19 protein-coding genes and 1 riboswitch are annotated in these 17,384 nt (G+C 62.1%); of the genes, 8 read left to right on the top strand and 11 right to left on the bottom strand.

Annotation, left to right across the window (positions count from 1 at the left end; genetic code table 11):
* Positions 1-57 precede the first annotated feature (57 nt).
* Positions 58-381, top strand: a complete 324-nt coding sequence (locus tag HBN63_RS03975) for a DUF1820 family protein (RefSeq protein ID WP_090249225.1) — start codon at positions 58-60, stop codon at positions 379-381.
* Positions 382-513: 132 nt separating this feature from the next.
* Here the strand turns inward: HBN63_RS03975 and HBN63_RS03970 are convergent, their stop codons facing one another.
* From HBN63_RS03970 to HBN63_RS03950, 5 genes are all read right to left on the bottom strand, one after another.
* On the bottom strand, positions 514-1,065 hold the full coding sequence (locus HBN63_RS03970) for a tetratricopeptide repeat protein (protein ID WP_170048468.1): 552 nt from the start codon (positions 1,063-1,065) through the stop codon (positions 514-516).
* A gap of 92 nt (positions 1,066-1,157) precedes the next feature.
* Positions 1,158-1,814: a hypothetical protein gene (locus HBN63_RS03965; RefSeq protein ID WP_170048467.1), complete on the bottom strand. Its 657-nt coding sequence runs from the start codon at positions 1,812-1,814 to the stop codon at positions 1,158-1,160.
* The gene (hemL, locus tag HBN63_RS03960) at positions 1,814-3,103 is read right to left on the bottom strand and encodes a glutamate-1-semialdehyde 2,1-aminomutase (protein ID WP_170048466.1); all 1,290 of its coding nucleotides are present in this window, start codon (positions 3,101-3,103) and stop codon (positions 1,814-1,816) included. Before hemL ends, HBN63_RS03965 begins: the two co-directional genes overlap by 1 nt.
* A gap of 129 nt (positions 3,104-3,232) precedes the next feature.
* The gene (thiE, locus tag HBN63_RS03955; RefSeq protein ID WP_170048465.1) at positions 3,233-3,859 is read right to left on the bottom strand and encodes a thiamine phosphate synthase; all 627 of its coding nucleotides are present in this window, start codon (positions 3,857-3,859) and stop codon (positions 3,233-3,235) included.
* 28 nt (positions 3,860-3,887) lie between these two features.
* Positions 3,888-4,682 carry a hydroxymethylpyrimidine/phosphomethylpyrimidine kinase gene (locus tag HBN63_RS03950; protein ID WP_170048464.1) on the bottom strand — a complete coding sequence of 265 codons (795 nt, stop codon included), beginning with the start codon at positions 4,680-4,682 and terminating at the stop codon, positions 3,888-3,890.
* Positions 4,683-4,929: 247 nt separating this feature from the next.
* Here HBN63_RS03950 and HBN63_RS03945 point away from each other — a divergent pair, with 247 nt between their 5' ends.
* The 4 genes from HBN63_RS03945 (at position 4,930) to HBN63_RS03930 (ending at position 10,775) form a co-directional block, all read left to right on the top strand.
* On the top strand, positions 4,930-7,311 hold the full coding sequence (locus HBN63_RS03945) for a hybrid sensor histidine kinase/response regulator (protein WP_170048463.1): 2,382 nt from the start codon (positions 4,930-4,932) through the stop codon (positions 7,309-7,311).
* A 119-nt stretch (positions 7,312-7,430) separates the two neighbouring features.
* Complete coding sequence (locus HBN63_RS03940; RefSeq protein WP_170048462.1) at positions 7,431-8,084, top strand: TetR/AcrR family transcriptional regulator; 654 nt, start codon at positions 7,431-7,433, stop codon at positions 8,082-8,084.
* Positions 8,081-9,733, top strand: a complete 1,653-nt coding sequence (locus HBN63_RS03935; RefSeq protein ID WP_170048461.1) for an acyl-CoA dehydrogenase family protein — start codon at positions 8,081-8,083, stop codon at positions 9,731-9,733. The genes HBN63_RS03940 and HBN63_RS03935 overlap by 4 nt, the downstream gene beginning before the upstream one ends.
* Before the next feature lie 98 nt (positions 9,734-9,831).
* Positions 9,832-10,040: riboswitch (cobalamin riboswitch) on the top strand.
* A gap of 54 nt (positions 10,041-10,094) precedes the next feature.
* Positions 10,095-10,775: an energy-coupling factor ABC transporter permease gene (locus HBN63_RS03930; RefSeq protein WP_090249208.1), complete on the top strand. Its 681-nt coding sequence runs from the start codon at positions 10,095-10,097 to the stop codon at positions 10,773-10,775.
* Positions 10,776-10,779: 4 nt separating this feature from the next.
* On the opposite strand, the gene HBN63_RS03925 is transcribed toward HBN63_RS03930, so the two are convergent.
* A complete protein-coding gene (locus HBN63_RS03925; protein WP_170048460.1) occupies positions 10,780-11,523 on the bottom strand; it encodes a hypothetical protein in 744 nt (247 codons plus the stop codon).
* Positions 11,524-11,631: 108 nt separating this feature from the next.
* Here HBN63_RS03925 and HBN63_RS03920 point away from each other — a divergent pair, with 108 nt between their 5' ends.
* The gene (locus HBN63_RS03920) at positions 11,632-11,958 is read left to right on the top strand and encodes a DUF3703 domain-containing protein (RefSeq protein WP_170048459.1); all 327 of its coding nucleotides are present in this window, start codon (positions 11,632-11,634) and stop codon (positions 11,956-11,958) included.
* An 83-nt stretch (positions 11,959-12,041) separates the two neighbouring features.
* A complete protein-coding gene (amn, locus tag HBN63_RS03915) occupies positions 12,042-13,514 on the top strand; it encodes an AMP nucleosidase (protein WP_170048458.1) in 1,473 nt (490 codons plus the stop codon).
* Between the two features lie 4 nt (positions 13,515-13,518).
* Here amn and HBN63_RS03910 read toward each other — a convergent pair whose 3' ends face one another.
* Positions 13,519-13,959 (bottom strand): GNAT family N-acetyltransferase, encoded by a 441-nt coding sequence (locus HBN63_RS03910; RefSeq protein WP_170048457.1) that lies wholly within the window; start codon positions 13,957-13,959, stop codon positions 13,519-13,521.
* A gap of 57 nt (positions 13,960-14,016) precedes the next feature.
* Positions 14,017-15,051, bottom strand: a complete 1,035-nt coding sequence (locus HBN63_RS03905) for an NAD(P)-dependent alcohol dehydrogenase (RefSeq protein WP_170048456.1) — start codon at positions 15,049-15,051, stop codon at positions 14,017-14,019.
* 204 nt (positions 15,052-15,255) lie between these two features.
* Between HBN63_RS03905 and HBN63_RS03900 the strand changes: the two genes are divergently transcribed.
* Positions 15,256-15,825 (top strand): pseudouridine synthase, encoded by a 570-nt coding sequence (locus HBN63_RS03900; RefSeq protein WP_170048495.1) that lies wholly within the window; start codon positions 15,256-15,258, stop codon positions 15,823-15,825.
* On the opposite strand, the gene HBN63_RS03895 is transcribed toward HBN63_RS03900, so the two are convergent.
* The 3 genes from HBN63_RS03895 to HBN63_RS03885 all read right to left on the bottom strand — a co-directional run bounded on the left by HBN63_RS03895 (position 15,826) and on the right by HBN63_RS03885 (position 17,145).
* On the bottom strand, positions 15,826-16,218 hold the full coding sequence (locus HBN63_RS03895) for a globin (RefSeq protein WP_090249193.1): 393 nt from the start codon (positions 16,216-16,218) through the stop codon (positions 15,826-15,828).
* An 85-nt stretch (positions 16,219-16,303) separates the two neighbouring features.
* A complete protein-coding gene (locus HBN63_RS03890) occupies positions 16,304-16,522 on the bottom strand; it encodes a DUF2788 domain-containing protein (RefSeq protein WP_090249191.1) in 219 nt (72 codons plus the stop codon).
* A gap of 143 nt (positions 16,523-16,665) precedes the next feature.
* Positions 16,666-17,145, bottom strand: a complete 480-nt coding sequence (locus HBN63_RS03885) for an Lrp/AsnC family transcriptional regulator (protein WP_090249188.1) — start codon at positions 17,143-17,145, stop codon at positions 16,666-16,668.
* Positions 17,146-17,384: the final 239 nt, after the last annotated feature.

The raw sequence follows: 17,384 nt of genomic DNA, 5'->3' as shown, positions 1-17,384 counted from the left end.
CGGCTATGCTATGATCCGCGCCCTTTCAATTAACCCATCGGTACGAACTGCATAGCCATGAGCAAGCGCGAACCCATCTACAAGGTGATTTTCCTCAACCAGGGTCAGGTGTACGAGATGTACGCCAAGCAGATCTTTCAAAGCGATCTGTGGGGCTTTCTGGAAGTGGAGGAGTTCGTCTTCGGCGAACGCACCCAGGTGGTCGTCGACCCCAGCGAGGAAAAGCTCAAGGCTCAGTTCGATGGCGTGGTGCGCAGCTTTATCCCCATGCACGCGATCATCCGCATCGACGAAGTCGAGCGCCTGGGCACGCCGAAGATCAGCGAAGCCAAGGGCGGCGGTAATGTGATGCCGTTCCCCATGCCGATGCCTGACAAGTGAAGCTACTGCGCTCGACCATGCGGCGTTAAAAACTGGCTCGGCATGCTCATTTACACCAGTAAGCTCCGCTGCCTCGCCAGTTTTTGCCTTGCCTGCTCTTCGCTCGCTACACTTCACGCCAAAACGGTTTGACTACGGCAGCGGGGCGAACGGCGAGGTAAGGGTGTCGGCGTTCTGCAATTCCAGCAGGTAGTTGCGGAAGATTTGCCCGAGCACCTGGCTAGCGATCTCCAGCTCATCACGGGGCATCTGCGCGGCAATTAGGTCGGCGCTGTCCATGGCTTCGTCCGAGCCATTCACCGCCGCCATTTTCAGCACGATATAGGCCTGCACCGCGTTTGCCTGCACGCCTTCACCGCGGAAGAACATCATGCCCAGGCGGTACTGCGATTGCGCATGGCCTTGCAGCGAGGCCTGCTCGAACCATTTCAGCGCCTGGCTGAGATCACGTTCGACACGCTTGCCGTCGTAATAGAACTCGCCCAGTTCAAACTCCGCCTGCAGGTCGCCATTGCGGGCAGCTTGCTCGCAGGCTTCGACAGCGGCGGGCAGTTCTTCAGGCGCGGTGTTGAGTGAGCAGCTGCCAAGCGCGGGGATCAGCAAAGAATTGCCGCTTGCCGAGGCAAGCAGTGGCAGCAGGAGCAACAGGCAGCCCAGAGACAGGGTGCGGCCGGTGCGTTTCATGAAAATCCGTTTACCTCGGGATGCACAACAGGCGATGTGCCTGGCCGCCGTAACGCGGCAGCCATCACATTATGAAATAAGCAGCGGCGTTCTTACAAAGTCTTTACCGGGTTTTCTTCCGTGCGGCCATTTTTTGCGCTGCCAGGCAGGCTCAACAGTAGCCAGGCCAGCAGTGGGTAGGCCGGCGTCAGCAGGGCATGAAACAAGTCGACTCGGCGTAAAGAACCGATAAAGCCCTCGGTGCCGACGGCCAAGCCGGCCAGCAGAAACAGCCCGACTATCGCAATCGCCGAAGCCAGGGGTGCGCGTCTGGGCCACTGCACAGCACCGGCGTAGAGAATCAGCAGCAAGGTTGCCAGGTTGAGCAGCAGGCGATAATCCTCCAGCTGGTTCATCTGCCGGAACAGCTCGAAGAAGGCGCACAGCCCGAGCAGGATGCGTCCCCAGTTGGCGCGACTCCATTCCCAGCCTCGGCCCAAAGCCAGTGCGGCTGCGCCGACCAGCGGCAGGCCGAGAAAACTGCTGGCTTGGCTCAGCCACAAATGTGCAGCTTGTGCGTCGGGGTCGATGCCGAAGCGAACCACACCAACGGTCGCCGCAGCGGCCGGCAGGAGAAACCCTAGCAGGGCGCAAAACAGCGCGGGCTGATCGGCTTCACCATAGTGCCTGCGGGCTTTGCCGATGGCGATTGCGCAGGCCAGGCAGGCCAAAGCCAGCACGCCATCGGAGAGTGCCGTGCTGTACTGCATCAGGCGTTCTTCAGCTCGGCAAAGGCCCGTTCAGCGGCATCCAGGGTGATCTTCAACTCGGCATCGCCATGGGCGATGGAGGTGAAACCAGCCTCGAAGGCGCTCGGCGCCAGGTACACGCCACCTGCCAGCATCAGGTGGAAGAAGCGCTTGAAGCGCTCGGCATCGCTGGCCATTACATCGTCAAAGGTGACGATGTCGTCAGCGCCGCTGAAATACAGGCCGAACATGCCGCCCGCTTGGGTGGTGACAAACGGGATGCCGGCCGCATCGGCGCGGTCCTGCAGGCCCTGGAGCATGCGGCTGGTGTAGTCAGTCAGCTCGGCGTGGAAGCCCGGGCGTTTGATCAGGCGCAAAGTAGTCAGGCCGGCGGCCATGGCCAGCGGGTTACCCGACAGCGTACCGGCCTGGTACACCGGGCCGAGCGGGGCGATGCAGTGCATGATTTCGCGCTTGCCGCCGAAACAGCCGACCGGCATACCGCCGCCGATGATCTTGCCGAAGGTGGTCAGGTCCGGGGTGACGCCGTAATACGCCTGGGCACCACCGAGGGCCACGCGGAAACCGGTCATCACTTCGTCGAAGATCAGCACCACGCCATGCTTGTCGCACTGCTCGCGCAGACCCTGCAGGTAGCCCGGTGCAGGCGGCACGCAGTTCATGTTGCCGGCTACCGGCTCGACGATGATGCAGGCGACGCTCGAACCGACTTCGCTGAGCATCTGCTCGACCGCTGCCAGGTCGTTGAAGGGCAGTGTCAGGGTGTGTTTGGCGAAGTCCGCCGGCACGCCGGCCGAGCTTGGCACGCCCTGGGTTAGCAGGCCGGAGCCGGCTTTCACCAGCAGGCTGTCGGAGTGGCCGTGGTAGCAGCCTTCGAATTTGATGATGTTGTCGCGGCCGGTGTAACCACGGGCCAGGCGAATGGCGCTCATGGTCGCCTCGGTGCCGGAGCTGACCATGCGCACCATTTCCATCGACGGCACCAGGCTGCACACCAGGTCCGCCATCTCGGTTTCCATGGCAGTTGGTGCGCCGTAGGACAGGCCGTGTTGCAACTGGTTGCGCACTGCGTCGAGGACTTCCGGGTGGCTGTGGCCGAGGATCATCGGGCCCCAGGAGCCGACGTAGTCGACGTAGCGCTTATCGTCTTCATCGGTGACGTAGGCGCCTTCAGCATGCTTGAAGAACAGCGGCGTGCCACCGACGCTTTTGAAGGCGCGCACCGGCGAGTTGACGCCGCCAGGGATGTGCTTTTGCGCGTTGGCGAAGAGGGTTTCGGAACGGGACATGGCAGGGCCTCTCAAGCGGGGAGTTGGGGCGAGCCGGGCTGCCCCTGACAAGGATTAAATATGGCCTGCCATCCCTGGCGGCCACCCTTCGGGTCGTCGCTGTGCGACGTTAATAATGGCTCCAGGCCTTTATTTCTCGGTAAACAGGGCGCTAAAAGCGCGGGCGCGACGCTCGACTTCAGCAGCCGAGTCGGCCCCGAACAGGCCATGCACCACGGCCACCATGCTGGCGCCGTGGGCAATCAGCTCAGGGGCGTTGTCCAGGGTCACGCCGCCGATGGCGACAATCGGCAGGTTGATCTTGGCTTTCGCCGCTGTCAGCAGCTCAGCATCAGCCGCCGGTGCGCCAGGCTTGGTGGTGGAATTGAAGAAGCGGCCGAAGGCGACGTAGCTGGCGCCTTCTTTGGCGGCGGCTTCGGCCAGTTCCAGCTGGGCGTGGCAGGTGCCGCCGATAATTGCTTTGCGCCCGAGCAGGGCGCGGGCGACGGACAGCGAGCCATCGCCTTGCCCCAGGTGTAAGCCCACGCCGAGGCGCGCCGCCAGTTCGGCGTCGTCATTGATGATCAGTGCAGCGCCATAGCGGTTGCACAGCTCGCGCAGGGCTTCGGCTTCGCGTAGGCGCCGCGCTTCGTCGCTGGATTTGTCGCGGTACTGCAGCAGCCTCGCGCCACCCTTGAGTGCCGCCTCGACGTAGGGCAGCAGCTTGCCCTTGAGTAATTCGCTATCGGTGATGGCATACAGGCCACGCAGTTTCATGGGGTGCGCTCCATACAGCAGCCGTTCATCAAGAAAGATCGAGTGGCAGGCGGCGCGGAATAAACTGGCCGTGGCCAGGCTGTTCGGCATCGCGCAGGGTGCGCCAGGTGTAGTCGAGGGCAAATTGCACGGCGCTGACCAACTCCTGACCCAGTGCCAGGCGACCGGCCAGGGTGCTGGCCAGTGTGCAGCCGGACCCATGGTAGCTGCCGGGTAGGCGCTGGCAGGTAAAGGTGTGGCGGCTGCCATCACGGCTGTACAGGCGGTTGTGCACTTCATGCTCATCGCCATGACCGCCGGTGATCAGCAGGTGCTGGATGAAGGGCAGCAGCTTCTCGGCGCACTCATCGGCCGTACCCTCGGGCAACTCGGCGAGGATGCGCGCTTCCGGTAGGTTCGGCGTGGCTATGGTGGTAACGGGCAGCAGGCGCTCGCGCATGGCATAACCGACTTCGTCCTTGCCCAGTGCGCCACCACCACCGGCACGCAGCACCGGGTCGCAGACCAGCGGAATGCCGGGTAAGCGCTGCATGATGTGCAGCACGGTCTCGACCATCTCGACCGAACCGAGCATACCGAGCTTGACGGCTTCGACTGACAGGTCATTGATTACCGCATTGGCCTGGGCCAAGACCCAGTCGCGGTCGAGCACGCGGAAGTCAGAAACATTGACGGTGTCCTGCACGGTCAGCGCGGTCACGGTAGGAGCGGCGTGACAGCCTTGGGCGAGCAGGGCTTCGATATCGGCTTGCAGGCCAGCACCACCACTGGGGTCGTGACCGGACAGGCACAGCACTACGGGGCGAGAAGTAGGCGTTTTCATGGTGCGCGAGCTTACCACCAAACGGCGGCTTGCAGACCCTGTTGCGGCAGGAAAGCCCGTTCTGCGGACGATCTGTCGCAGGCTCGGAAAGAGTTGTGACGCGGGCCAATGAACGGTCAAAAAACTCCAGGTCATTGAGGTTTTTCCTGGGGTTCTGGCGTAAAGGCCTATGTTAGAGTGCCAGCATTCAATTACACCGCTTCCAACGGCGCGCCGTGGCGCTGTTGGCCTACTCTGGCTGAGCTGCATGCACTACATCCTTCTCTGCTTCTTCATGCTGGTGCCAGGGTTGGCCGGGGCATTGGTTTTTGACGAAAACACCCGCAGCCTGCCGCTCGGCACGGCCATGTCGGTATTCGAGGATGTACGCGGCGATGCCAGCATCGAGGACATCACCTCTCCAGCCCTTCAGGCCAGCTTCCGTCAGCATGACAAGGGCGTACTGAATGCTGGCTATTCGCGTTCGGTGTTCTGGCTGTGCTTGGACCTGGAATACCGCCCGCAGCAGGCGAATGGCGACCAGCCCTGGTTGCTGGAGCTGGCCTATCCGCCGCTTGATCATGTGCAGCTGTACCTGCCCGATGCACAGGGACTCTATCAACTGAGCCAGCACACCGGCGATGCTTTGCCGTTCTCCAGTCGCGAGATCAAGCAGCACAACTATGTGTTTGAACTGAGGTTGCCACCGGGGCAACGGCAAAGTGTTTACTTGCGCCTGGAAAGCCAGGGCTCGATCCAGGCGCCACTGACCCTCTGGGCGCCCAACGCCTACCTGGAAGAGCAACCGGCGCGCATCTATGTGCTGGGCATCATCTACGGCGTGCTGCTGGTGATGCTGATCTACAACCTGTTTATCTTCCTCAGCGTGCGCGACACCAGCTACCTGTATTACATCCTCTATATCGCCTCGTTCGGCTTTTATCAGCTGTCGGTTAACGGCGCGGCCATCGAGTATTTCTGGCCCAACAGCCCGTGGTGGGCGAACGCTGCTACGCCGTTTCTGATTGGTGCGGCTGCGTTGTTTGGGTGTCAGTTCGCCCGCAGCTTCCTGCATACCGCCGAGCACAGCCCTTGGGTCGACCGCGCCTTGTTGCTGATGATGGGGTCTGGTGTGCTGGTGATGACCCTGGCACTGACTGCCAGTTATGCCCTGTCATTGCGTTTGGCCACCTACCTGGCGCTGGGCTTTACCGTGGTGATCTTCAGTGCTGGCATCCTCGCCTGGATGCGCGGCATGCGTGTGGCGCGCTATTTCATCATCGCCTGGACGGCCTTTCTCGCCGGTGGGATGGTCAACACGCTGATGGTGCTGGGCTACCTGCCGAATATGTTCCTCACCATGTACGCCAGTCAGATTGGCTCGGCGCTGGAAGTTGGCCTGCTCTCGCTGGCCCTGGCCGACCGCATCAACGCGATGAAGGAAGAACGCACGCGCATCCTCCAAGAGGCCGGGCTCAAGCTGGAAGCCTTCAACCAGGAGCTGGCCAACAGCAACCGCCTCAAGGATGAATTCCTCGCCACCGTCACCCACGAACTGCGCACACCGATGAATGGGGTGATTGGTTCGCTTGAACTGATGCAGATGCTCGAGATCGACGGTGAGTTGGCGCATTACCAGCGCACCGCTGCCAGCTCAGCCCGCGACATGATGCGCATGGTCAATGACATCCTCGCTCTCACCGAGCTGCAGGCTGGGCGCCTTTACCCACGGCGCGAGCCGTTCAGCCTGCGCGGGCTGTTCGACGGTTTGCGTGCGCAGTACGCGCCACGCGCCGAAGACAAGGGGTTGCGCTTTGTGCTGGAGCTGGATGACAGCCTGCCGGACACCCTTGAGGGTGATGCCAGCAAACTGGTGCAAAGCCTTAACTGCCTGCTGGATAACGCCATCAAGTTCACCTTGCATGGCGAGGTGCGTGTAAGGGTCAGCCGTGGCGGTTCGGCCAGCGATATTCTGCCGCTGCGCATCGAGGTGATTGATACCGGTGTGGGCTTTGCCGTACCGGCGGACGGCAAGCTGTATCAGCGCTTTCAGCAGCTGGATGGTTCGATGACCCGCGAATACGGCGGCCTGGGCATTGGTCTGGCGATCTGCCGGCAGCTCGTCGATCTGCTCGGCGGTGATCTCAGTCATGAATCACAGCCCGGTCAGGGCAGCTGTTTCCGCCTGGAGCTGCCGTTGGCCTTGCCGGTGCAAATGACCTCCCCAGCCGCCGTCGTGCTGCGCGCCACCGGCCCGGCGCTGCGCGCGCCTGAGCAGTGCACGGTATTAATCGTCGAAGACAACGCGATCAATCAGCTGGTAACCCGCGGCATGCTGCTCAAGCTGGGGTATCAGGTGCGCACGGCCGACAATGGCGCTGAAGCCCTTGAACTCTTGCGTAGCGAGACCATCGACGCCGTGCTGCTGGACTGCCAGATGCCGGTGATGGACGGTTTTGCCACCTGTCGGGCGCTGCGTAACCTGCCGGGCTGCCAGTTGCTGCCAGTGTTGGCGATCACCGCCCACAGCCACAGCGGCGACCGTGAGCGCTGTCTTGCTGCAGGCATGAGCGACTACCTGGCCAAGCCAGTTAAGTTCGAACAGCTGCGTAATCTATTGCACGACTGGGTGCTCTGCCGCGAGTCCTGATCGCATGAGTTGTAAGCGCCAACAGCTGGCCAATATGCCCGCTGTTGTGCCCGGAATCGCCCTTTAGCCAAACTCTGAATCCTGATTCACTTGAGCAATAGTGAATCAGGATTCAGATCATGGCTTATCGCACCACTGCACTGCGTATCGATCGCGATCAAGCATTGCGTGAGCGCATCATCAGCGTCGCCTTGGCGCGGGTGGCCGAAGGCGGCTTTGCCGCGCTGACCATGCAGGCCCTGGCCGAGGATGTCGGTATCGCCACCGGCAGTCTGTACCGTCACTTCAGCAGTAAGGGCAGCCTGGCAGCCGAGGTGTTTGCCGTGGCCAGCCAGCGTGAAGTCGATGCGTTGGCCGCCACCATGCGCGGACCCGGTCGTACGGAGCAACGCCTGGGCGCGGGGCTGGAGCGCTTTGCTGCGAGGGCTTGGGAAAGCCGTCGCTTGGCCTTCGCCCTGATTGCTGAGCCGGTTGATCCGGAAGTCGACGAGCAGCGCCTGTTCTACCGCGAAGCCTATGCGGAGCTGTTCGTCGAATTGCTGCAGGAAGGCGCCGCGCTCGGCGTATTCCGCGTGCAGCAAATCAACCTGATTGCTGCCTGCCTGGTCGGCGCCATAGCCGAAGCCCTGGTCGGCCCGTTATCACCGCCCGCGCGCGCCGCCCGTGAAGCCGGATACCCCGCTCCCAGCCTGGCTGAAGTCAGTCAGGCCCTGGTCACCTTTTGTTTACGCGCCGTGGGCGCCCCATTGCCTGCAGAGGAGCCTCAGCCATGAATGCCAGCCAACACGCCGAAACCCATGAAGTGTTCAATCAGGTGCCGCCGCTGGATGGCGCCAACCTGTACCGCGTTGACCTACCGCTGCAGGAGTGGAGCAAGCGCTTCGGCGGCGGCTGGGCCGAGCAGCGCCTGGATGTGTATGGCGGCTTGGCGGGTGGTGAGCTGATGGCCGCAGGCTTTCTCGCCAATGAAAACAAGCCGGTGTTCAAAAGTCATGACCGCTATGGCCATCGCGCCGATCTGGTGGAGTTTCACCCGGCTTATCACCAGCTGATGAGTGCGGCCATCGAGCATGGTCTGCCGTCCATGCCCTGGACCGATCCGCGCGCCGGCGCTCAGGTGGCGCGCGCCGCCATGAGCTACCTGCACAGCCAGGCCGAAGCCGGCAGTGGTTGCCCACTGACCATGACCTTCGCCAGTGTGCCGGCGCTCAAGCTGCAGGCCGATGTTGCCGAGAAGTGGCTGCCGAAAATCCTCTCGACCCAGTACGACCCGCGCAATCTGCCGATCGAGCAGAAAACCGGCGCGACCATCGGCATGGCCATGACCGAGAAGCAGGGCGGCACCGATGTGCGCGCCAACACCACCCGTTCCTACCCGGTGGGTCTGGGTGGTCCCGGTCAAGCTTATGAACTGGTCGGCCACAAGTGGTTCTGCTCGGCGCCGATGTGCGATGCCTTCCTGACCCTGGCATACACCACCAAGGGCCTGACCTGCTTTCTGCTGCCGCGCCATCGCCCGGACGGCACGCGCAACGAGTTCTATATCCAGCGCCTGAAAAACAAGCTGGGTAACTGGTCGAACGCCTCCAGTGAAGTGGAGTTTCGCGGCGCCCTGGCCTGGATGGTCGGCGAGGAAGGCCGTGGCGTGCCGACCATTATCGAGATGGTCGCGCTGACCCGCTTCGACTGCATGATCGGCTCCAGCGCGTTGATGCGTCAGGCCCTGACCCAGGCCGCGCACCACTGCGCCCATCGCCAGGTGGGCGGTCGGGTACTGAGCGAACAGCCGCTGATGCAGAACGTACTGGCCGACCTGGCCCTGGAAAGCGAAGCGGCCCTGGCGCTGACCATGCGCATGGGTAAGGCGCTGGATAATCCGCATGACGAGCAGGAAGACAAGTTCGCCCGCCTGGTCACCGCCGTGGGCAAGTACTGGATCTGCAAACGCGCGCCCGCCATGATCAACGAGGCCGCCGAATGCATGGGCGGCGCCGGGTATGTCGAGGACACCATCTTGCCGCGCCTGTACCGAGAAGCACCGGTCAACTCGACCTGGGAAGGCTCGGGCAACGTGCAGTGCCTGGACGTGCTGCGTGCACTGTCCAAGGAGCCGGGCGTGCTCGATGCGTTGTTTAGCGAGTTGGGCGACGGTCATGGTGATGCGCGACTCAAGGCGCATATCGCCAAGCTGCAGACGGACTTTCGCGACACCGCTGATATCCAGTACCGCGCACGTCAACTCACCGAAGACGTGGCCCTGGCGCTGCAAGCCAAACTGCTGCTGGAGGCCGGCAATGCGCCGGTGTCCGATGCCTTTATCGCCAGCCGACTGGGCGGGCAGGGTGGTCGGGTCTACGGCACTTTGCCGCGCGGGTTGGACGTTGAAGCGCTGGTGGCGCGCAGTACGCCACATCTGATCTAAGGCGTTTGCTTTGCCGATAAGCGCTGACTGACTTCCAGCAGCGCTTTCATCTTGAGCCCGGCCTCTGCGCCGGGCTCTGTCATTTCTCTCGGCCGCCGGGTAAGGTGGCCGCCGATGGTTCCAGCCCGTGTGATGCGACTGGATGAAAAGGGAACATGGAAAGCACCACAACCGGTGCCGAAGCCATGGCTGCCCCCGCAACTGTAAACGGCGAGCGACGCCCTGATGCCACTGACCGCACGGTTGGGAAGGCGGGTGGAGTATCAAGCCGTGAGCCAGGAGACCTGCCATCGAAGTCGGGCGCTTATGCCCATCCCCTCAATCCGGATCATCGCGCGGTGGGCGCGGTACAGGAATCGCTATGCACATCGAACCAGAAGTCGTTACTGGCGCCAAACTCTTCCTCAGTTATGCAACCGCCGCAGGTGCCTTTGGCCTCACGGCCAAGCTTGCCCTCGACAGCGTACGCAGCAATGGTGGCGCCGCCGCCCTGGCGCTGCGTAGCCTGCTAACCACCGCCTTGGTGTTCTGCTTCTTCGAGGTCTTTCCGCACCATGCGGTCGGGGTTTCCGAGGTGCATCTGATCCTCGGTTCGACCCTGCTGCTGCTGTTTGGCGCGGGTGCCACGGCTGTAGGTCTTGCCGCTGGCCTGCTGTTGCAGGGGCTGCTGTTTGCTCAGTTTGACCTGCCGCAGTACGGCATGAACGTCACCACGCTGCTGGTGCCGCTGTGGGCGATCAGTGTGCTGGCCAAGCGCATTATCGCGCCGGGCACCGCCTATGTAGACCTCTCCTACAAACAGGCGTTGGCGCTGTCGACCGCCTATCAGGGTGGCATCGTCGCCTGGGTCGGCTTCTGGGCGTTCTATGGCAACGGTTTCTCCGGTGAGAACCTGGCGGCCGTGGGTAGTTTTGGTCTGGCCTATATGAGCGTGATCCTGATCGAACCGCTGGTTGATCTGGGTGTGCTGGCCGCTGCCAAGGCACTGTCCGCTTATAGCCGTGGGCCGCTGTTCAACACGCGTCTGCACCAGCCGGCCTGATTGACTACTGGCGGCGCTGCCAGATCAGCTTGCCGGTATTGCTCTCAGTGACCAGGTACTGGTCACTGAAGCGATAGTAGGCGGCAGGCTGATAGTCACTGCGGCCCTGCATCTGCACTTCCAACAAGCCGTTGTTGCTCTGCCAGCGGCCGCTGTATTGCAGCTCGCCAGGGCTGTCGTAGTTCCAATCAGCGCCACCTGCCACACTGCGCGTCCACTGCGAAACGCTGCCGTCATCACTCAGTTGCAGAATCATCTGGGTGGTCATTGAGGCGAAATTGGCACCGCCGCTGTTGATGATCTTCTCGTGTACCCAAGTGCCGATCAGCGCCGGATCGCGTGTGGCGCTGCTGCTTGGACTACTGCTTGACGCTGCCGCTGCAGCGTTAAGGTTCTGCCGGTGGAACAGCGCCTTGCGCTCCAGAGTGGCCCCGGTCGTCGGGTTGCGTGCGGCAATATGGGCGTTGAGCATGCCATTGGCGTAAGTGGCGTTCATATTGGCGATCAACTGGCCAGATTGCGCTTCACTGATCTGAGCCCGGAGCAGTTGCCCGTCAAAGGTGCCGCTGATCTGCAGGTGCAGCCTGCCACCTTCCACGTATTCCCCCGTGACCTGCTGGCCCTGGCTGCGCAGGTGCATTTCGGCTGGCTGGCCGTCCAGCGTCGTCAAGTAATGGCCGTCTAGGTTATCGGCCAGCAGAAAACTGGGTAACAGACAAAGCACAAGGGTGAGCAGCGCGCGCGGCATGAGTGTTCCTTAGACAATTGGCTGACAAAAGATTAGCAACGGATGCTTGACCTGGGTGCCGCCCCGCACTTGCAGACTGGTAACGCAGCTGAATAGAGGAGTGTTGCGATGACCCGTGAACAAGCCTTCTGGCAGGAATACCAACTGGCCCGTGCTCAGCGCGGTATTGATCCTGCTACCGAGCTGCGCCATCTGGAGCGGGCGCATATTCTCGGTCAGCGTTATTTCAGCGAACACTTTCGCAGCCATTTATGGATGCTCGCTTGGGCCTGGCGCCAGCGTGATTGGGCCGAGGGCCTGGCACAACTGCTGCGCATACCTGGTAGCCTGGGTTCGCTGCTGGGGCTGTTTCCCCTGGGAAATCCGGGCACACGACGCGTCGGCCCGCTGACCCCGCAGGCTGTGCCTGAGGATCTGCAGGCGCTACTCAAGTAGCCTGCGCGGGCAACGTCGCGCTATCGCAAGCGCGGCGGATCAGGGCAAGATAGAGCCATTTCGATCAGCCAGGAAGGTGCCTTGTGAACCCTTGTTCCGATGACTTTATTGTCGCCAACACCGCTGAAGAAGCAGTGGATCGTCTGGCCGCCTTGCACCTGCAGGCGACCACGGGCTTGAGTCAGGCGCTCAAGCGCTACCTGAAAGAGCGCGTCAAACCGGATGCCGCTCAGCAGTGCCAGTTCCGCTACCCCGAGTTGCGTCTGGTCTACCTGTGTCAGGGCGAAGTGCCGACCACGGTGCGTGCCTACGCCAAGGTGCAGGTGCCCGGTACCTACAGCATCACCGTCACCCACCCGGCAGCGTTTCGTAAATACCTGCTGGAGCAGCTGCGCCCGCTGATGAGCGACTTCACCGTGCGTGTGGAAGTGGGCATCAGCCAGCAGAACATTCCTTATCCGTACGTGGTCGAGCAGGGCGATGAGCTGGCCGGCTCCGGGGTAACCGCCGCTGAGTTGGCGCGGGTGTTCCCGAGTACCGATCTGTCCGCCGCCACCGACGGTACAGCCGATGGCCTGTACGATTGGGAAAATACCGACCCGCTGCCGCTGGCGCTGTTCGATGCCGCGCGCGTGGATTTCTCCCTGCGCCGTTTGGTGCATTACACCGGCAGCGACTGGCGGCATGTGCAGCCGTGGATTCTGCTGACCAACTACCACCGCTACGTCGATCAATTTATTCGCCACGGTCTGGACATGCTGGTGGGGGAGTCGCGCTTCAACCGCATGGTGCTGCCGGGCAACGTGGTGATCGAGCGCGGCATGGCCGAAGGTGAGATGCAGGCGATTATCGAGAACGTCATTTGGCACCGCTACCAGATGCCGGCCTACCACCTGCAGGCCGAGGACGGACATGGCATTACCCTGGTCAACATCGGTGTCGGCCCATCCAACGCCAAGAACATCACTGATCACCTGGCTGTGCTGCGTCCGCACTGCTGGCTGATGATCGGCCACTGCGGCGGCCTGCGTCAGTCGCAGACCATCGGCGACTACGTGCTGGCCCACGCCTACATGCGCCGCGACGGCATTCTCGACCGCGTGCTGCCGCCAAACATTCCGCTGCCGGCCCTGGCCGAGGTGCAGCAGGCATTGCAGGAAGCGGCCAAGCTGGTGACCGGTGAAGAGGGCGATGAGCTGAAGAAGCGCCTGCGTACCGGCACCGTGCTGACCTACGACGACCGCAACTGGGAACTGCGCTGGGCCCAGGAGCGGCCGTTGATCAACCTGTCCCGCGCGGTGGCCGTGGACATGGAAAGCGGCACCATCGCCGCGCAAGGTTATCGCCTGCGCGTGCCCTACGGCACGCTGCTGTGCGTGTCCGACAAGCCGCTGCACAGCGAGATCAAACTGCCGGGTGCGGCCGGTGCCTTCTATGAGCGCGCGGTCACCCAGCACCTGCATATCGGTATCACCGCGCTGGAACTGATGCGCAGCCAGCTCAACTCGCTGCACTCGCGCAAGCTGCGCAGCTTTGATGAGCCGCCGTTCCGCTAACGCATCAAGCGAAGCGCAGGTGCAGAATCGGGAAAGGCCGCCCGCCGCCATCCAGCGGTGATCGGCCTTCGACTGCGAAGCCCTGGCTCAGGTAGAAACCAAGCGCCTTGGGGTTCTGCTCATTGACGTCGACTTGGTGTGCGCCGAGGCGCGTCACTGCGTCGTTAAGCAGTGCTCGACCGATGCCCATACCGTGGTGCAGCGGGTCAACGAACAGCATCTCGATCTTGCCCTCGGCATAGCCGAGAAAACCGACGATCGTGCCATCGTCGCCACGTATGCAACTGAGCTGAACCAGGGGGAAGTACTGCTCGATCAGTAAGGGTTTGAGCAGCTGAATATCGTGCTCTTCGAGGAAGTCATGGGTAGCGCGTACGGCTGCTTCCCACACTTCAAGCAAGCGCGGGAAGTCGGTGGCGCGGGGTGTTTCGATCGGGTGTGGCATGTGTGGCTCAGCGGCGGTGAAAAAGGGGCAAATCATGCAGCTGGTTTGCCCCTGCTGTCACTTGCTGGCGTCCAGCACCACGCGGTAGCGCGCTTTGCCGGCGCGCAGGTGGTCAATGGCGTCGTTGACCTTGCTCATGGGGAAGTGCTCGACCTGCGGCAGGATTTGATGGCGCGCGCAGAATTCGAGCATTTTCGCCATGTTGGCCGGTGAGCCAACCGGTGAGCCAGACAGGCTCTTCTGTTTGGGAATCAGGTTGAACACATGCACCGGGATCGCGCTGGGTACGATGCCGACAAAGTGCAACCGGCCTTTACCACGCAGGGTGCCGATCATAGCGCTCCAGTCCAGGTCGGCACTGGCAGTGACCAGCAGGAAATCCAGGCTGCCGGCAATCGCTTTCAGCGCTGCGCTGTCGGTCGAGGCCACCACCTTGTGTGCGCCCAGGCGTTTGGCTTCTTCCTGTTTGCTCAGTGAGGACGTGAAGGCGGTGACTTCGCAGCCCCAGGCATTGAGGAAACCCAGCGCCAGGTGACCGAGGCCGCCGATACCGACCACGCCAACCTTATCGGTGGGCTTCACGTTGAAGTCCAGCAGTGGGCTGAACACCGTGGAGCCGGCGCAGAACAGTGGGCCGACCAGCGCCGGGTCAAGGCCGTCGGGCAGTGCTACGGCCCAGGCCCAATGGCTGCGCAGGCGATCAGCGAAACCGCCGTTGCTGCCGACAATCGTCGGTTTTACTGTGCCGCACAGCTGGTGCGAGCCTTCCATACAGGAGCTGCAATGCATGCAGCTGCCCTTGTACCAGCCGATACCGACGCGCTGGCCGAGCTTGAGGCCGCGGGCCTGTGGGCCGAGGCGCACCACGGTGCCGACTACTTCATGGCCAGGGATAAAGGGGTAGCGCGCATTGCCCCACTCGTTGTCGATCATCGACTGGTCGGAGTGGCAAATGCCGCAGTATTCCACCGCCACCTCCACTTCTTCAGCGCCCAGTGGGCCGGGGTCATAACTGTGCAGTTCGAGGGGCGCGCCGGGTGCTTTGGCAGCCCAACCGGTAAAGGTGTCGACGATGGATTCGGACGAACTCATAACAATGGCCTCGGGACAGGAAACACAACCTTGCCAGCATAGCCCGCTACGCCGTTGCAGGCTGCGCGGATCACTCAGACTGATAGTCCAACCGTGGCCTCGGTTACACTGGCCGCCTCGTAACCTGTTGCTGGATCACCTATGTCGCGCCCACCTCGCCCAGCGTCCTCTCGTCCGCACAGCGGTAAACCTGCGGTGCGCCGCGTGGCCAAGGCGCCACCCGCTGAGCCGCGTTTGCTGGTGCTGAACAAACCCTTCGACGTGCTGACCCAGTTCAATGACGACCAGGGCCGCGCCACCCTCAAGGATTTTGTCGATGTGCCCGGCGTCTATCCGGCCGGTCGGCTGGACCGTGATAGCGAAGGTCTGTTGCTGCTGACCAATGACGGCGGCCTGCAGGCACGCATTGCCGATCCCAAGCACAAGCTGGCGAAAACCTATTGGGTGCAAGTAGAGGGCGAACCGAACGACATGCAATTGCAGCAGCTGCGTGACGGCGTGCAGTTGAATGACGGCCCAACCCTGCCGGCCGAAGCACGGTTACTGGATGAGCCGCAGCTGTGGGAGCGCAACCCGCCGGTGCGCTTTCGCAAAAGCATCCCGACGGCCTGGCTTGAGCTGGTGATTCGCGAGGGGCGCAACCGTCAGGTACGCCGTATGACCGCAGCTGTTGGGCTGCCAACGCTGCGCCTGGTGCGCGTGCGTATCGGCCCGTTCGGCCTGGATGATTTGCAGCCGGGGCAGTGGCGCGAAGTGCCGGCCCAGCTGGATTGATCAGTAGCCGGCCTTGATAACGGCGATGCCTTTATCCAGCACCTCATTCCAGGCGTTGCGGGTTTCGTTGCAGTACTGCTGATCATGCTCGCCGATGGTTTGTAGCAGCGCTTGCTGCCACAGCACATACAGCTCTGGGCGAATGTCCATGGCGGCGCGGGAGTGGCTGCAGCCCAGGGCGCGCAGCTTGGTGTCGGGCATGCCGCGGGCATGCATCACCAAGTTGAGAATGCCCTGACGCAGCAGGAGCTTTTGTCCGTTCATCTCGGTATTGGCGAACTTCTCGCGCACCTCGGGTGAGCTGGCGAGGAAGTGCCGGTAAAAGCTGTCGAAAAAATCTGGGCTGGCGCAACAGCGGCCATAGCTCTGCATCACCCGGTCGGTAGGGGACATGAATGCTCCTGAGAGAAGGCGGAAAGGCGCATTCTAGAACAGTTTGCTGCGGCTTGGTGTGCAGTGGTCGGCGCGGGGCAGCTTTCTAGCCGTGGATGCCGCGACTTGCTTCGATGATGTAGGTGATGACCGGTTTGGCCAGGAAGGCAAACAGGCACAGGCCCAGGCCGAGGAACAGGATGGCGGTGCCCAGGCGGCCGGCTTTGGAGGTTTTCGCCAGGTCCCAGATGATGAAGAACATAAACACCATCAGCCCGCCGACTAGGGCGTACATCATCAGGGATTCGAACTGTTCGGTTTCCATTCGGGCCTCGTGAACCTGCAGGTGCTCGGCTGGGTGCCGACCAGCGCTATGCGAGGCTCATGAAAGGAAGGCCGTCGCACAGAGGTCGCGATTATACGCACCATCGGTGGCTCTGCCAGCCGACCACTGCCAAGGTGCGGCGATCAGCCGCGCAGGTGCTGTAACGGCAGCTGAGTGCTGGAGAGAATCTGTTGCAGCACAAAGCTGGAGCGTACGCTGGAAACACCCTCGATGCGGGTCAAGGTACCCAGTAGCAGTTTCTGGTAATGATCCATGTCCGGCACCACCACCTTGAGCTGGTAGTCCGCGTCCATCCCTGTCACCAGGCAGCATTCCAGCACTTGCGGGCATTTGCGGATTTCTTCCTGAAAATGCTCAAAGCGTTCCGGGGTGTGCTTGTCCATGCCGATCAGCACGTAGGCGGTCAGCGTCAGGCCGAGCTGTTTACGGTCGAGCAGGGCGACCTGGCCGAGGATGTAGCCATCGTCTTCGAGCTGTTTGACCCGCCGCGAGCAAGGGGAGGGCGACAGGCCGATGCGTTCGGCCAGGTCCTGGTTGGACAGGGTGGCGTCGCGCTGCAATTCAGCGAGGATATTCAGGTCGTAACGATCAAGTCTGTTCATCTTTATCCTGCTTTCGTTATTCGGTTGTTCAGGATGATGCGCTTGTGGTGATTAATTGCGCAAGTTGTGGGTATTTCAGCAATGTTCGCAATCTTTCACTGCGTCGGCAGGCGTAAGCTTTACCTCAACTTCAAGGCCCGGACGACATGTCCAGCCGCCTCGCCCAATCAGGTGAGCGGTCGCCGCCGATCCAACCGGATCGTCACGGCACCCGGGTTCGCACTGCCCAACCAGGCAGG

Source organism: Pseudomonas sp. WS 5011, assembly GCF_012985775.1.
GTDB classification, from domain to species: domain Bacteria; phylum Pseudomonadota; class Gammaproteobacteria; order Pseudomonadales; family Pseudomonadaceae; genus Aquipseudomonas; species Aquipseudomonas peli.
This window is presented reverse-complemented; position numbering and strand designations above follow the sequence as displayed.

Bases quoted from the DNA above. Each gene is read 5' to 3' on its own strand.
- HBN63_RS03975 (WP_090249225.1), top strand. From the start codon at position 58: ATGAGCAAGCGCGAACCCATCTACAAGGTGATTTTCCTCAACCAGGGT.
- HBN63_RS03970 (WP_170048468.1), bottom strand. From the start codon at position 1,065: ATGAAACGCACCGGCCGCACCCTGTCTCTGGGCTGCCTGTTGCTCCTG.
- HBN63_RS03965 (WP_170048467.1), bottom strand. From the start codon at position 1,814: ATGCAGTACAGCACGGCACTCTCCGATGGCGTGCTGGCTTTGGCCTGC.
- hemL (WP_170048466.1), bottom strand. From the start codon at position 3,103: ATGTCCCGTTCCGAAACCCTCTTCGCCAACGCGCAAAAGCACATCCCT.
- thiE (WP_170048465.1), bottom strand. From the start codon at position 3,859: ATGAAACTGCGTGGCCTGTATGCCATCACCGATAGCGAATTACTCAAG.
- HBN63_RS03950 (WP_170048464.1), bottom strand. From the start codon at position 4,682: ATGAAAACGCCTACTTCTCGCCCCGTAGTGCTGTGCCTGTCCGGTCAC.
- HBN63_RS03945 (WP_170048463.1), top strand. From the start codon at position 4,930: ATGCACTACATCCTTCTCTGCTTCTTCATGCTGGTGCCAGGGTTGGCC.
- HBN63_RS03940 (WP_170048462.1), top strand. From the start codon at position 7,431: ATGGCTTATCGCACCACTGCACTGCGTATCGATCGCGATCAAGCATTG.
- HBN63_RS03935 (WP_170048461.1), top strand. From the start codon at position 8,081: ATGAATGCCAGCCAACACGCCGAAACCCATGAAGTGTTCAATCAGGTG.
- HBN63_RS03930 (WP_090249208.1), top strand. From the start codon at position 10,095: ATGCACATCGAACCAGAAGTCGTTACTGGCGCCAAACTCTTCCTCAGT.
- HBN63_RS03925 (WP_170048460.1), bottom strand. From the start codon at position 11,523: ATGCCGCGCGCGCTGCTCACCCTTGTGCTTTGTCTGTTACCCAGTTTT.
- HBN63_RS03920 (WP_170048459.1), top strand. From the start codon at position 11,632: ATGACCCGTGAACAAGCCTTCTGGCAGGAATACCAACTGGCCCGTGCT.
- HBN63_RS03910 (WP_170048457.1), bottom strand. From the start codon at position 13,959: ATGCCACACCCGATCGAAACACCCCGCGCCACCGACTTCCCGCGCTTG.
- HBN63_RS03905 (WP_170048456.1), bottom strand. From the start codon at position 15,051: ATGAGTTCGTCCGAATCCATCGTCGACACCTTTACCGGTTGGGCTGCC.
- HBN63_RS03895 (WP_090249193.1), bottom strand. From the start codon at position 16,218: ATGTCCCCTACCGACCGGGTGATGCAGAGCTATGGCCGCTGTTGCGCC.
- HBN63_RS03890 (WP_090249191.1), bottom strand. From the start codon at position 16,522: ATGGAAACCGAACAGTTCGAATCCCTGATGATGTACGCCCTAGTCGGC.
- HBN63_RS03885 (WP_090249188.1), bottom strand. From the start codon at position 17,145: ATGAACAGACTTGATCGTTACGACCTGAATATCCTCGCTGAATTGCAG.